The following is a 14,740-nucleotide window of genomic DNA, read 5'->3' on the forward strand; positions in this document are numbered from 1 at the left end:
CCAGAGACCGGCGATCATCCCATGCCAAAAACATCTGGCTCGCTTTACGATGCGCGTTTCGAGCATGATGCCTGCGGCATTGGCTTTGTGGCGCAGAAATCGGGCGCGGCCAGCCATCACGTACTTGAGCTTGCGCTGACCGCGCTCTGCAATCATGCCCATCGCGGCGCAGTTGCGGCCGATGGCAAGAGCGGCGACGGCGCCGGTGTCCTGACACAACTGCCCTACGATCTGCTGGCGCGCGAGGTGCTCAAGCAGGGTCTGCAGCCGCCGGCCCGCGGCGACCTGGCCGTTGGCATGGTTTTCTTGCCCCGCTACAACCTCGCACACCGCGCGCGCGCGCGCACTCTCCTGGAAGAGACGATCGCGGAGTATGGCCTGCTCAAGCTGCTCTGGCGTGATGTGCCGGTCAACGGCGACGCCCTGGGACCCTGGGCGCAAAACCTGCGCCCCTACATCGAGCAGGTCCTTGTCGCCCGACCCGCGCAGGTCGGCACGCATGAGTTCGAGCGCCGTCTCTACCTCGTGCGCAAGCGAGCCACGCAGCGCGCCTGGGCCGAGAGCATCAGCAATTTCTACATCCCATCCTTTTCATCCCTGACGGTGGTCTACAAGGGCCTCTTCGTCGCGCCGCAGTTGCCCAATTTCTACAGCGACCTGCACGACCCCGACTTCAAGACCGCCATTGCCGTTTTTCATCAGCGCTACAGCACCAACACCTTCCCCACCTGGGAGCGCGCCCAGCCCTTCCGCCTGGTTTGCCACAACGGCGAGATCAACACCCTGCAGGGCAACACCTCCTGGATGACGGCACGCGAGGCCGATCTTGGCCGCTCCGACGTCTGGGGCCGTGATGCTAAAGTGCTGGCGCCGGTCATTTCCCCGCACGGCAGCGATTCGGCCATGCTCGACAACGCCCTGGATCTGCTCGTGCAATCCGGCCGCGACATTCGCCATGCCCTCATGATGCTGGCGCCCAAGGCCTGGGAAGGGACCGCCGATGTCACCCCGCAGCAGCGCGCCTTCTATCATTACCATGCCTGTCTGCAGGAGCCGTGGGACGGCCCGGCCGCGCTCAGCTTCACCGATGGCCGCATCGTGGGCAGCGCGCTCGATCGCAACGGCCTGCGCCCCGCGCGCTTTGTGATCATGGACGACGGCCTTGTCATCATGTCCTCGGAAGTGGGCGCGGTGCCGGTTGACGAAGCCCGCGTGGTGCAGAAGGGCCGCCTGCGCCCCGGCGAGATGCTGGCTGTGGACACCGCCAATGGCCTCATCGAAAACGACGCGACCATTGTCGCGCGCTTCGTCGAGCGCCAGCCCTACGGCCAATGGCTCGATCAGCACCTGGTCACCCTGGATCAGGTGTTAGCCCACGCGCCCCCCCTCCCCCCGTCGCCCCCCCTCCCCCCAAACTTGGGGGCCAGGGGGCCGGCAGACGCGGTCGGCGACGACGGCGACGAAGAGAGGACGACCGCCGCCGCGCCAGATTCTACCCTGCCCCTGGCTGCTTTCGGCTACACGCGCGAAGAGCTCCTGGTCGTCTTGCGCCCCATGTGGAAGGACGGCCGCGAGGCGGTTGGCTCCATGGGCGATGACACGCCGGCCGCGGCCATGTCTGACGTCGCGCGCCCGCTGTTCCACTATTTCAAGCAGCGCTTCGCGCAAGTGACCAATCCACCCATTGATTCGCTGCGCGAAGAGATGGTCATGTCGCTCAGCCAACGCTTGGGGCGCCGGGCCGACCTGTTGAGTGAGACTCCGGCTGCGGCCAAATTGCTGGAGATCCCCGGCCCCATCCTGACCAGCAGCCAACTGGCTGCCCTCAAGCGCCTCGAGATGCGCGACCTGCGCCCCCCGACCTGGCATCACCTCAAACCCGCCACCCTGGACATGACCTGGGATGTGGCGGAAGGGCATCAGGAACTGCGGCCGGCCGTCGAACGCCTCTGCAACCAGGCCGCCGCCGCGGTCATCGCTGGCTGCACCCTGCTCATTCTCAGCGACCGCGCCGTCGAAGCCCAGCGCGCGCCAATCCCCTCCCTGCTCGCGGTCAGCGCCGTGCATCACCACCTGATCAAGCTGGGAGAGCGCATGCACTGCAGCCTCATCATCGAGAGCGGCGAACCGCGTGAGGTTCATCATTTCGCTGTCCTGTTGAGCTACGGCGCCAACGCCATTGTCCCCTGGCTGGCCTACGGCGCCATCGCCGAGGGCTTGCAGGCGGGGGGCCGCCATGCCACCGGGCTGAGCCAGGCAGCAGCCGAGCATAACTTCATCCAGGCCGTGGAGAAGGGCATCCTCAAGGTGATGTCCAAAATGGGCATCTCCACGCTCGATTCCTACTGCGGCGCGCAGATTTTCGAGGCCATCGGTCTGAGCGATGATCTGATCGCCAGCGCCTTCGAGGGCACACCCAATTTCCGCATCAGCGGCGTTGGTTACACCGACCTGGCCGAGGATGTCCTGACCTGGCACCGCAGCGCCTTTGCGACCCAGGCTGTGGAATTGGGCCAGGCGCCGCGTTCTGCGCACAATGGGCCTGGCAACGGCAATCTGGCGGCAGCCACGGCCACGGCTGAGGTCAAGCTCGAAAGCTACGGCTTCTACAAGGCCCGGCGGGGCGGCGAATATCACGCCTTCAACCCGGAAGTTGTGCGCGCCCTGCACGAGGTGGTCGGGCTGACCAAGAGCCGCGATCAGAAAGTCGGGCCGCGAGATGTGACATCACAGGTCTACCGCCGCTTCGCTGACCTGGTCGAGCGCCGGCCACCCACCGAGCCGCGCGACCTCCTGCGCATCGTCACCCGCGGCCGTCAGCCCATCGCGTTGACGGAGGTGGAGCCGGTCGCGGCCATCGTGCGCCGCTTTTCCACCGCGGCCATGTCCTACGGCGCCTTGAGCGCCGAGGCGCACGAGGCCCTGACCATCGCCATGAACCGCCTGGGGGGCGCCAGCAACAGCGGCGAGGGCGGCGAGGGCGAAGACCGCTACGGCACCCCCGCAGCCACCAAGATCAAGCAGGTCGCCTCCGGTCGTTTTGGGGTCACACCCGCGTACCTCATGGCCGCCGAGGAGCTGCAGATCAAGATGGCCCAAGGCTCGAAGCCGGGCGAGGGCGGGCAGTTGCCGGGCCACAAAGTCAGCGCCGACATTGCGCGCGTGCGCCACACCACCCCAGGGGTCGCGCTCATTTCACCGCCGCCGCATCATGACATCTACAGCATCGAAGACCTGGCGCAGTTGATCTACGATCTCAAGCAGATCAACCCGGCCGCCGCGGTCTCGGTCAAACTGGTGGCCGAGGCCGGTGTGGGCACCATTGCGGCCGGCGTGGTCAAGGGACATGCCGACATCGTGCATATCAGCGGCCACAATGGCGGCACCGGCGCCTCACCGCTGACTTCGATCAAGAACGCTGGTGCATCCTGGGAATTGGGCCTGGCGGAGGCGCAGCAGACTTTGCTCATCAACGGCTTGCGCAGTCGGGTCAGGCTGCGCGTGGATGGCGGCTTCAAGACCGGCCTGGATGTCGTGCTGGCCGCTTTGCTCGGCGCCGACGAGTTCAGTTTCGGCACCGCCGCCCTGGTGGCCGTGGGCTGCAAGATGGCGCGCGCCTGCCATCTCAACACCTGCCCGGTCGGCATCACCACTCAGCGGCCGGACCTGCGCGCCAGGTTCCCCGGCACGCCCGACATGGTGGTGGATTACATGACCCAAGTGGCCCAGGAGGTACGCGAGATCCTGTCCAGCCTCGGCGCAACCAGCCTGGATGAGATCATCGGCCATTCGGAGCTGTTGGAACAGGGGGTGACAGGGGCAGCCGCGCATCATCTCAATCTGCTGCCGCTGCTCTGGGTGCCTGACACCGGCTACGCCCGCCGCTTTGCGCCCAACGCTGAAGGTCATCCCGCCAGCCCGCCCGACGCCACGTTGGGGGATCGCCTGGCCGCGGATGCCCTGGCCGCGTGGGCTGAACGGGAAAATGGCGAACTGGATGCTGTGGCAGAAAACCGTCCCTGTTATGAGATTCGCAATACCGATCGGACGGTGGGAGCGCGCCTGTCGGGCGCGTTGGCGCAGCGTTACGGCAACCAGGGTTTGCCCGCCGGCGCCATCGTCATCACCCTGACCGGTACGGCCGGACAGAGCTTCGGCGCCTTTGGCATCCACGGGCTGAGCCTGCGCCTGACCGGCCAAGCCAACGACTATGTGGGCAAAGGTCTGGGCGGCGCGGAGATTGTGATTCGCCCGCCGGCCGCGGCCACCTATGTCTGGCATCACAATGTGATTTTGGGTAACACCGCGCTGTACGGCGCGACGGCCGGCGAGCTGTATGCGGCCGGCCGCGCCGGCGAGCGCTTTGGGGTACGCAATTCGGGCGCCCGCGCCGTGGTGGAGGGCGTGGGCGATCACGGCTGCGAGTATATGACGGGCGGCGTGGTGGTGGTGCTGGGCAAGACCGGTCGCAACTTCGGCGCAGGTATGACCGGCGGCGCGGCGTACGTGTACGATCGCGACGACCGGCTGCCAGAACGTGCCAACACCCAGTTGGTCGCCTTGCGCCGCGTGGAGCGCGCCGAGCATGAGGCCGAGCTGCGTGATCTGCTGGAACGACACCTTGAACGCACCGATAGTCCACGCGCCACCGCCATTCTGACCGACTGGGAGAATCAACTGCCGCTCTTCTGGCGTGTGGCGCCACAAGAACAGGTGGCCGCGATCGAGGCCGCGAACGAAGGCGTCGTGGAAGAGGCAGAGACGGAACAGGGAATGGGGAACTAAGTTACATGGGACAAACATTGTTCGAGAAGGTTTGGAATCGCCATGTGGTGGTGCAGGATCCAGGAGCGCCGGCCGTGCTGTATGTGGATGCGCACCTGGTGCATGAGGTGACCTCGCCGCAGGCTTTTGCCATGCTGCGCCAGCGGGGCTTGCGGGTGCGCCGGCCAGAGCGGACCTTTGCCACGATGGATCATGCGATCCCCACACGGCCGATGAGAATGATGGACATAGCCCTGTGGCCGGCCGACGCCGCGCACCAGGTGCGCACGCTGCGCGAGAACTGCGCGGAGTTCGGCGTGACCTTGTTCGATATCGAGAGTGAAACGCAGGGCATCGTGCATGTCATCGGCCCGGAGCTAGGCATCACACAGCCGGGGATGACGATTGTGTGCGGTGACAGTCACACCTCCACGCATGGCGCGTTTGGCGCGCTGGCCTTTGGCATCGGCACCAGCGAGGTCGGCTACGTTTTGGCGACCCAGTGCCTGTTGCAGTCCAAACCAAAAACCTTCGCCATCAATGTGGAGGGCACGCTGGCGCCTGGCGTCACGGCCAAAGACATCATCCTCGCGATCATCCGTCAGGTCGGCGTGGGCGGCGGCACGGGACACGTTTTCGAGTACCGCGGCGCACTCATCCGCAGCCTTTCGATGGAACAGCGCATGACGATCTGCAACATGAGCATCGAAGGCGGGGCGCGGGCCGGCATGATCGCGCCGGATGAGACGACGTTTGCCTACCTGGCCGGCCGCCCGCTTGCGCCGCAGGGCGCCGATTTCGAGCGGGCCGTGGCACGCTGGCAGGACCTGGTCAGCGACGCCGATGCTGTGTTCGATCGGGAGGTGACGCTGCACGGTTCGCAGTTGGAGCCGATGGTGACGTATGGCACCAATCCGGGCATGGTTTTGGGCATCAGCGAACGCATTCCTGATCCCGCTGAGCTGGAGAGCGCAGAGGATCGTGCAAATTTGACCAAAGCCCTGGCTTACATGGGACTGAAACCGCGGCAGTCGCTGGCCGGTCAGCCGGTGGACTATGTCTTTATCGGCAGTTGCACCAATTCACGCCTGGAAGATTTGCAGGCGGCCGCGGCGGTCGTCAAAGGGCGCCGCGTGGCGGATGGCGTGGTCGCGCTGGTGGTGCCCGGCTCCAAGTGGATCAAGCAGGCGGCCGAGGCGCAGGGGCTGGATCGCATCTTCAGCGAGGCCGGCTTCGAGTGGCGCGGCGCGGGCTGCAGTATGTGCCTGGCGATGAATGAGGACAAGGTGCCGGCCGGCAAGTACTGCGCCAGCACCAGCAATCGTAACTTCGAGGGGCGCCAGGGCAAGGGCGCGCACGCTCCTGATGAGCCCCATCATGGCGGCGGCTGCAGCCCTGCATGGCTGCGTGGGCGATGTGCGCGATATTCTGTGAAAGCGGGGACCCATGAATAAGTTCAGTTCAGTCACGGCCACGGCCTGCCCGCTGCGTGCCGAAAACGTGGATACGGATCAGATCATCCCGGCGCGCTACCTGACCACCGTGACGCGCACCGGCTTGGGCAAGGGCTTGTTTGCCGATTGGCGCCTCGACGCCGATGGGCAGCCGCGGCCCGATTTTCCGCTCAACCAGCCGCAGCACGCGGACGCGACGCTGTTGTTGGCCGGACGCAATTTTGGCTGCGGCAGTTCACGCGAGCACGCGCCGTGGGCCATCATGGACGCCGGTTTCGTGGCCGTGATTTCGTCGTATTTTGCCGATATCTTCTATAATAACAGCCTGAAGAATGGCCTGCTGCCTGTGCTCCTGCAGCCGGCCGACCTGAGCGAACTGTTCGATCGCGTGGAGGAAGTGCCATCCACCCTGATCCGGGTGGATTTGCCGAGCCAAACCGTCACCATGGACGACCAGGTCTACAGCTTCACCATTGATCCGTACCGGAAAGTGTGCCTGCTGGAGGGGCTGGACGATCTGAGCTACCTCCTGCGGCAGGAAGGTCACATTGCGGCGTATGAGGAACGCTGAGTAGTGCAAAGTGCAAAGTGCAAAGTGCAGAGCGGAGAGCAGAGAGCAGAGGGCAGAGAGGGCAAAGTGCAAAGTGCAAAGTGCAAAGTGCAGAGAGGGCAAAGTGCAAAGTGCAAAGTGCAAAGTGCAGAGAGGGCAAAGTGCAAAGTGCAAAGTGCAAAGTGCAGAGAGGGCAAAGTGCAAAGTGCAAAGTGCAGAGCGGAGTTCAGAGAGATCGGCAATCGGCAATCGGCAATCGGCAATCGGCAATCGGCAATCGGCAATCGGCAATCGGCAATGGGCAATCGGCAATCGGCAATCGGCAATCGGCAATCGGCAATGGGCAATCGGCAATCGGCAATCGGCAATCGGCAATGGGCAATCGGCAATGGGCAATCGGCAATGGGCAATCGGCAATGGGCAATCGGCAATCGGCAATCACAAGGGAGGGAACACATTGCACGCTAAAATTACGGTCCTGGGTGGTGACGGGATTGGGCCGGAGGTGACGGGGCAGGCTGTTCGGGTTTTGCGCACGGTGGGAGAACGGTACGGACAGTCGTTCGAGTTCGAGCCGGCGCTGTTGGGCGGCTGTGCCATCGACGCGACGGGGAGCGCCCTGCCGGAAGCGACTCTGCGCCTGGCCGCGGCGGCTGATGCGGTGCTGCTGGGCGCGGTGGGCGGCCCACGCTGGGATAATCCGCAGGCGGCGGTGCGACCGGAGCAGGGGCTGCTGGGGTTGCGTAAGGCGTTGGGGCTGTTTGCCAACCTGAGACCGGTTGCGGTGGCGCCGGCATTGATCGGCGCCAGCACTCTCAAGCCGGAAACCCTGGCAGGCGTGGATCTGCTGGTGGTGCGCGAACTGACCGGCGGCGCCTATTTTGGCCCGCGGCAGGAGGCGCAGCTCGACGCCGCCGGGGTGGAAACCGCCTTCGACACCATGATCTATACGCGACCAGAGATCGAGCGCGTGGTGCGCGTGGCAGCCCGCGCGGCGCAGAGCCGGCGGGGTAAGCTCACGTCGGTGGACAAGGCCAATGTGCTGGCCAGTTCGCGCCTGTGGCGGCGCGTGGCGACCGAGGTGGTGGCGCGTGAGTTCCCGGGCTTGATCTTCGATCATCTGCTGGTGGACGCGGCCGCGATGCACTTGATCCGGCGGCCGGCCACCTTCGATGTGATCGTTACCGAAAACCTGTTCGGCGACATCCTGACCGACGAGGCCTCCATGCTTTCTGGCTCCATGGGCATGCTGCCGTCGGCGTCCGTAGGCGCTGATCTCAACCCGTTCGGCTTGCCGCGGGGACTCTACGAGCCGATTCATGGCTCGGCGCCCGACATTGCCGGCCAGGGCGTTGCCAACCCCCTCGGCGCCATTTTGAGCGCGGCGATGCTTGTGCGCCACTCCCTGGGCCTGGAAGATGCCGCGCTGGCGATCGAACAGGCCGTGGCTGCGGTGTTGACGGCCGGTTATCGTACCGGTGATATTGCCGGAGCGGCCAAACCAGATTTTTGCCTGGGCACTGAAGCGATGGGAAACCAGGTGATGGACGCGCTGCGGCGCAAGGACAACGTATGACGGCCAGTATTCTGAAGCATGTGGACGCCCTGCTCATTGACCTGGACGGGACAGTTTATCAGTATGACCAACTGCTCCCCGGCGCCGGCGAGACCCTCGTCTGGCTGCGGGCGCGCGGCGTGCCCCTGCGTTTTGTCACCAACAGCACCATGCGCAGCCGCGCCAGCCTGGCCGCGCGTTTGCGCAGCTTTGGCGTGCAGGCTGAGGAGGGCGACATCCTCAACCCGGTCTCGGTCGCGGCGCATTACTTGCGCACGCGCGGCGCCAGCGCCCATCTACTGGTGCTGGACGACGCCCTGTCCGAATTCGAGGGCATTCACCAGGATGCTGATAACCCCGCCTTCGTTGTGGTTGGCGACCTGGGGGATGCCTGGTCGTTCCCGAAGCTCAATCACGCCTTTCGTCTGTTGCTGGAGAAAAATGTGGGCTTCATCGCGCTCGGCAAGAGCCGCTACTGGCGAGCAGCCGATGGCCTGCGCCTCGATTCCGGCCCGTTCGTGACGGCTCTGGAATTTGCCACCGGACGCTACGCACTGGTGATGGGCAAACCCGAACGGGCATTTTTCGAGCAGGCCATCGGCATGCTCGGCCTGGCGCCGGAGCGGATTGCCATGATCGGTGATGACATTGATGTGGATGTAGCCGGCGCCCGCAATGCAGGCATGCTCGGCGCGCTGGTCAAAACCGGCAAGTTCCGCCCTGAAGACCTGGCCAAAGGAATCTGGCCGGACTATGTTTTCAATTCACTGGCCGACGTACGCGATCTCTGATCGCCCACCATTCCCCCCACCTTCGAGGAACGCTCATGGCTAACCAAGTTCTCGTTTATGACACCACGCTGCGTGATGGGACGCAGGGGGAAGCGGTCAATTTTACATCGAATGACAAGTTGCGCGTGGCGCGCAAGTTGGACGAATTCGGCGTGCATTATATCGAAGGCGGGTGGCCCGGCTCGAACCCTAAGGATATTGAGTTTTTTCAGCACGCACGTCAGGACCTGCACCTGACCCACGCCCGCCTGGCGGCTTTTGGCAGCACCTGCAAGGCAGACACGGCCGCGGCCGACGATAGCCAGATTCAGTTGCTGCTTGAGGCGAACACGCCGGTGGTGACGATCTTTGGCAAGACCTGGGACCTGCACGTACTCGAGGTGCTGCGCACGACACTGCCCGAGAACCTGCGCATGATTGCGGATAGCGTTTGCCATTTGCACGGCCAAGCGCGTGAGGTCGTGTATGACGCAGAGCATTTCTTCGATGGTCTGGTTGCCAATCGTGAATATGCCCTGGCGACGCTGCAGGCCGCGCTGGATGCGGGCGCAGCCGCGCTGGTCCTGTGCGACACCAACGGCGGCCGCCTGCCCTGGGAAATTGAGGAGGCGGTGAAACTGGTGCAGGCCCGTTTCCCGCAAGTGGGCGCCGGGGTGGTGCTCGGAATTCATGCGCACAACGATGGCGGCGTGGGGGTGGCGAACTCGTTGGCGGCCATTCGCGCCGGCTGCACGCACGTCCAGGGCACCATCAACGGCTACGGCGAACGCTGTGGCAACGCCAATCTGATCAGCATCCTGGCTGATCTCGAATTGAAGATGGGATATGCCTGTCTGCCGCCCGGTCACCTGATGAAGTTGACAGAAGTAAGTAATTTTGTCTCTGAGTTGGCAAACCTGGTGCCCAATCATCGCCAGCCCTATGTGGGCATGAGCGCCTTTGCGCACAAGGGTGGAACGCATGTCAACGCGGTCGTCAAGGTGGAGCGCAGCTATCAGCACATTGACCCGACCGTGGTGGGCAATCAGAAGCGCATCCTGGTCAGCGAGCTGAGCGGCAAGGACAACATCGCGGTCAAACGCGTGGAGTTCGGCCTGGACAGCCTGAACCGTGAGCAGGAGCGCCAGGTATTGGCTCGCATCAAGGAGTTGGAGAACCAGGGCTACAGCTTCGAGGGCGCTGAAGGGTCGGTGGATTTGATGCTGCGCCGCATTCAACCAGACTATCGGCCCCCGTTTGTGCTGGAACGCTACAAGGTGGTGGTCGAGCATCGGCGTGCGCCCGCCAGTGCCGACGCCACAGCACTTGCAGAGCAAACGCCGTGGGCGTTGGAACGCTCCGCGGCCGGCATAGTGGAGTCGGGACAGCACGCCAACGGGGGCAGCCATGACCCCCGGTATGTGGCTGACCTGGTGGCGGAGGCCACCCTGAAGGTGCGCGTGGGGCGCGAGGTGTTCCATACGGCGGCCGAGGGCAATGGCCCGGTCAACGCGCTGGACAAGGCGCTGCGCAAGGCGCTGCTACCGATCTACCCGCAGTTGGTGGACGTTCATCTGCGTGATTACAAGGTGCGCATTCTGGACAGCCAGTCGGCCACGGCCGCGCAGGTGCGTGTGCAGATTGATTCAGCCTTCCGGCCGCAGGATGCTCAAGGTGATGGGTCCCCTGAGGTCAATCAGGCCGGACAACATCGCCCCGACCTGCATACCTGGAGCACGGTGGGCGCCAGTTCGAATATCATCGAGGCGAGCTGGCAGGCGCTGGCTGATTCCGTGGAGTACGTTTTGCTGGCGGGCTATGGGTCTCAATTTGTAGGGGCGCACCCCGGGTGATCGGGAAGATACGGACGGCCCCCTGGCCCCCAAGTATGGGGGAACGGGGCAAGAAACATGGGTTTTAACGCGAGGACGCAAGGACGTAGAGACGCAAAGGCTTTGTTGATCTTGCTTTGCGCCCTTCGCGTCCTTGCGACTTTGCGTTGAATGTGGCGGTCACGACGACGGTGGCGGGTCAGGCCAGGGCAAGCTGGGGGTCGTCAACCAACTCAATTTCACTGATGAGCAGCGGGGTCTGGTGCCCATTGGATAGTAGAACCCACACATGGGTCGGCTTGACACGGACGACTGTCCCGAACAGGCCCGCCAAGGGGTGGCCTGCACGCACACGCACGGTCATCCCTGGCATCAGGTCTCGCAAATCCATAGTCACCTCCTTGATCTTATGACGCATTGCGTCATGTCGTATTATCGTCAAAAAGTCGAATTTGTCAAGCAGACCCTGAGTCCCTTAACCCCTCATTATTCTCGAGAACAGGATATTTCCTCATGACACCAAATGGACGCCAAGATTCCACGCCCGCCGACCCCGCCGGTGGGCCAACCAGTCAGCGTCGCCCGCGGCGCTCTGACATGATCAAGGTAGGGTTCGAGCGGGCGCCGCACCGTGCGTTGCTCAAGGCCACTGGGGTCACCGACGCGGATATGGGCAAGCCGTTCATCGCCATTGCCAACTCGTATGTAGATATCGTGCCGGGGCATGTACACTTGCAGGCCTTTGGCGAGGTGGTGCGCCGCGCCATTCGTGAGGCGGGGGGCGTGCCTTTCATGTTCAACACCATCGGCGTGGATGATGGCATCGCCATGGGGCACGCCGGCATGAAGTACAGCCTGCCCAGCCGTGAGATCATCGCGGACAGCGTGGAAACGATGGTGGCCGCGCACTGGTTCGATGGCCTGATCTGCATCCCGAACTGTGACAAGATCACGCCCGGCATGTTAATGGCCGCGATGCGCGTGAACGTGCCGACGATCTTCATCAGCGGCGGCCCGATGAAGGCCGGCGTCACCAGCACTGGCAAAGTGGTTGACCTGATCAGCGTGTTCGAGGGGGTCGGTGCGTTCAAGGCGGGCGTCATCAACGAGGCCGAACTGAAGGAGCTGGAGGATTTCGGCTGCCCCACCTGCGGCTCTTGCTCCGGCATGTTCACCGCCAACTCGATGAACTGCCTGTGCGAGGCGTTGGGCATGGCACTGCCGGGCAATGGCACCATCCTGGCTGTTGACCCGCGGCGCGAGGAATTGGCGCGCCAGGCGGCCCGTCAGTTGCTGACCTTGATTGACCTCGATCTCAAGCCGCGCGACATCGTGACCGCCGACGCGATTGACAACGCGATGGCCCTCGATGTGGCCATGGGCGGCTCCACCAACACGGTGCTGCACGTCCTGGCCCTGGCCCATGAGGCTGGCGTGGATTACCCCATCGCGCGTTTCAACGAGGTTTCGGCGCGGGTACCCACCCTGTGCAAGGTCAGCCCCAGCAGCGCCTATCATATGGAGGACGTGGATCGGGCCGGCGGCGTCAGCGCCATCATGTACGAGTTGAGCCGCAAGCCGGGCGCGCTGCACCTGGACGCCAGGACTGTCACCGGGCGGTCGTTGGGCGAAAATATCGCTGATCAGGCCAGTCAGGATCGCGACTGCATCCGCACCCTGGAGAACCCCTACAGTGAGACCGGCGGCCTGGCTATTCTCTTCGGCAACCTGGCGCCCGAAGGCTCGGTCATCAAGACGGCCGGCGTTGTGCCGGAGCAGATGCGGCATCGCGGCCCCGCGCTCTGCTTCGACTCGCAGGAAGAGGCGGTCAGCGGTATCCTGGGGGGCAAGGTCAAGCCCGGGCACGTGGTGGTCATCCGCTACGAAGGGCCGAAGGGCGGGCCGGGTATGCAGGAGATGCTGGCGCCCACCAGCCAGATTGCCGGCATGGGGCTGGGCGGCCGCGTGGCGCTGATCACCGATGGGCGCTTCAGCGGCGGCACGCGCGGCGCCTGCGTCGGTCACATCAGCCCGGAAGCCGCGGCCGGCGGCCCCATCGCCCTGCTGCGCGATGGCGACATGATAACGGTTGACATCCCCAACCGGCGCCTGGACGTGGAGTTGACAGAAGGGGAACTGGCGGCGCGCCGCGCGTCCTGGCAGCCGCTAATTCGACCCGATCTGCCGAATGTCCTGCGGCGCTACGCGCGCATGGTCACCTCAGGCAGCCAGGGCGCCGTCTACGCGTGGTAAAATGACAGACTTCCGAGGCATTCAAGACTTTGGAAGTCTGTCATCATAAGGGGTACACTGATGGCACACTGCGCGTGGCGTTTCGGACTGATTCGTTTGCTGGCGTTGCTGGGCCTTGCGCTATGGGCGGCCGCCTGCCAGCCGCAAACCGCCCCGGCGCCGACCACCGCGGTCACCGAAATCCCGCCAGCCCCTGGGGCCACGCTGGCCGCGCCCGCGGGCGCGGCCGGGCTGGGCGATCCTCTGTACCCGGCGCTGGGCAATGGCGGCTACGATGTGCAGCACTACACCATTGACCTGACCGTGGATGTCGCCCGCAACATGCTGGACGGGGTCACAACCATCACGGCCCACGCGACGCAGCCGCTCAGCGCGTTCAACCTGGATTTCAGCGGCTTGACTATCACCCGCGTCACGGTGAATGGGCAGTCTGCGGACTACCGGCGGCAGGGCAGCGAAACCACGATCACGCCACCACAGCCCCTGGCCGCGGGCGCGCGGCTGACGGTCACGGTCGCCTATCGCGGTGAGCCGCAGCCGATTCGCGACCCAGGGGTACCGTTCGTGCCGTTGGGCTGGCAGCGATTCGAGCAAGGCATTGCGGTGGTCAGCGAACCGTCGGGCGCGATGAATTGGTTCCCCAGCAACAACCACCCGGCCGACAAAGCCACCTTCACCTTCCGCGTCCAGGTTCCCAAGCCCTACCAGGTCGCGGCCAACGGCGTTCTGGCCGACACCCAAGACGCCGGCAGCTCAACCACCTTCGTCTGGCAGATGACCGACCCCATGGCAACCTACCTGGCGACGGTGCATGTTGGACGCTACGAGGTGGTGACGGCCACCGGCCCAGGCGGGGTCACGTTGCGCTACTATTTCCCACTGCGCACGCCGGACACGGTCAAGGCCAGGTTCGCGCGTATCCCACAGATGATGCAGTTCATGACGGAGCGCTTTGGCCCCTATCCCTTCGACGCCTATGGCGTGGCGCTGCTGCCTGTGTCCACCGGTTGGGCGTTGGAAACGCAGACCCTGTCCACCTACGGCGCGGACGGCGCGGATGAGGCCGAAGTTTTTCATGAACTGATGCACGAATGGTTCGGCAACAGCGTCAGCCCGGCGACATGGCAAGACGTATGGCTCAATGAAGGCTTCGCGACCTATTTTCAGTGGCTATGGCAGGAAGAGACAGAGGGGCGCCCGGCGTTCGACGCGACGGTGCAACAGGCCTACGCGGGCCTGGTCTCGCGGCGCGTCGGCCCCGTGTTGCCGCAGCAGCCGGCCGGCATGTTCACCGCCGCCACCTACCAGCGCGGTGCATGCACCCTGCACGCGCTACGCTTGACCGTGGGCGACGCGGTTTTCTTCCAGATTCTGCGCACCTATTACGAGCGCTTCGCCGGCGGCGTCGCCAGCACGGCCGATTTTAGCGCCACGGCTGTCGAGGTCAGCGGCCAGCCGGGCGTGGAAGCGCTGCTCAACGCCTGGCTGACGAACCCCACCCCGCCTCTACTTGTCCACATCGGCCAGCAGCAGGTGTATAGATGATGCAACTCTTGGACCAA

General features: G+C 64.4%; 8 protein-coding genes and 1 pseudogene. 8 read left to right on the plus strand and 1 reads right to left on the minus strand.

The annotated features are described in order from the left end of the window. Window positions 1–21 precede the first annotated feature (21 nt). From IPM84_16500 to IPM84_16525, 6 genes and pseudogenes are all read left to right on the plus strand, one after another. Window positions 22–4,785, plus strand: coding sequence for a glutamate synthase subunit alpha (locus tag IPM84_16500; protein MBK9094337.1), 4,764 nt, complete (start codon window positions 22–24; stop codon window positions 4,783–4,785). Between the two features lie 5 nt (window positions 4,786–4,790). Beyond that, window positions 4,791–6,198, plus strand: a pseudogene (leuC, locus tag IPM84_16505) (3-isopropylmalate dehydratase large subunit). A gap of 12 nt (window positions 6,199–6,210) precedes the next feature. After that, window positions 6,211–6,789, plus strand: a complete 579-nt coding sequence (leuD, locus tag IPM84_16510; GenBank protein ID MBK9094338.1) for a 3-isopropylmalate dehydratase small subunit — start codon at window positions 6,211–6,213, stop codon at window positions 6,787–6,789. A gap of 436 nt (window positions 6,790–7,225) precedes the next feature. Beyond that, window positions 7,226–8,344 (plus strand): 3-isopropylmalate dehydrogenase, encoded by a 1,119-nt coding sequence (leuB, locus tag IPM84_16515; GenBank protein MBK9094339.1) that lies wholly within the window; start codon window positions 7,226–7,228, stop codon window positions 8,342–8,344. Continuing rightward, window positions 8,341–9,114, plus strand: a complete 774-nt coding sequence (locus IPM84_16520) for a TIGR01458 family HAD-type hydrolase (protein ID MBK9094340.1) — start codon at window positions 8,341–8,343, stop codon at window positions 9,112–9,114. Before leuB ends, IPM84_16520 begins: the two co-directional genes overlap by 4 nt. A 35-nt stretch (window positions 9,115–9,149) precedes the next feature. Then, complete coding sequence (locus IPM84_16525; GenBank protein ID MBK9094341.1) at window positions 9,150–10,946, plus strand: citramalate synthase; 1,797 nt, start codon at window positions 9,150–9,152, stop codon at window positions 10,944–10,946. A 178-nt stretch (window positions 10,947–11,124) separates the two neighbouring features. Here the strand turns inward: IPM84_16525 and IPM84_16530 are convergent, their stop codons facing one another. After that, window positions 11,125–11,316, minus strand: coding sequence for a hypothetical protein (locus IPM84_16530; protein MBK9094342.1), 192 nt, complete (start codon window positions 11,314–11,316; stop codon window positions 11,125–11,127). A gap of 122 nt (window positions 11,317–11,438) precedes the next feature. On the opposite strand from IPM84_16530, the gene ilvD reads away from it, so the two are divergent. Both ilvD and IPM84_16540 read left to right on the plus strand, forming a co-directional pair. Further along, window positions 11,439–13,178 (plus strand): dihydroxy-acid dehydratase, encoded by a 1,740-nt coding sequence (ilvD, locus tag IPM84_16535; GenBank protein MBK9094343.1) that lies wholly within the window; start codon window positions 11,439–11,441, stop codon window positions 13,176–13,178. 60 nt (window positions 13,179–13,238) lie between these two features. Continuing rightward, window positions 13,239–14,723: a M1 family metallopeptidase gene (locus IPM84_16540; GenBank protein MBK9094344.1), complete on the plus strand. Its 1,485-nt coding sequence runs from the start codon at window positions 13,239–13,241 to the stop codon at window positions 14,721–14,723. Window positions 14,724–14,740: the final 17 nt, after the last annotated feature.

The sequence above is a fragment of the Candidatus Amarolinea dominans genome (genome assembly GCA_016719785.1).
In the GTDB taxonomy this organism is placed as follows: domain Bacteria; phylum Chloroflexota; class Anaerolineae; order SSC4; family Amarolineaceae; genus Amarolinea; species Amarolinea dominans.

Coding starts and splice junctions, on each gene's coding strand:
- IPM84_16530 (MBK9094342.1), bottom strand. CDS start 11,316: ATGGATTTGCGAGACCTGATGCCAGGGATGACCGTGCGTGTGCGTGCA.
- IPM84_16520 (MBK9094340.1), top strand. CDS start 8,341: ATGACGGCCAGTATTCTGAAGCATGTGGACGCCCTGCTCATTGACCTG.
- ilvD (MBK9094343.1), top strand. CDS start 11,439: ATGACACCAAATGGACGCCAAGATTCCACGCCCGCCGACCCCGCCGGT.
- leuD (MBK9094338.1), top strand. CDS start 6,211: ATGAATAAGTTCAGTTCAGTCACGGCCACGGCCTGCCCGCTGCGTGCC.
- IPM84_16500 (MBK9094337.1), top strand. CDS start 22: ATGCCAAAAACATCTGGCTCGCTTTACGATGCGCGTTTCGAGCATGAT.
- IPM84_16525 (MBK9094341.1), top strand. CDS start 9,150: ATGGCTAACCAAGTTCTCGTTTATGACACCACGCTGCGTGATGGGACG.
- IPM84_16540 (MBK9094344.1), top strand. CDS start 13,239: ATGGCACACTGCGCGTGGCGTTTCGGACTGATTCGTTTGCTGGCGTTG.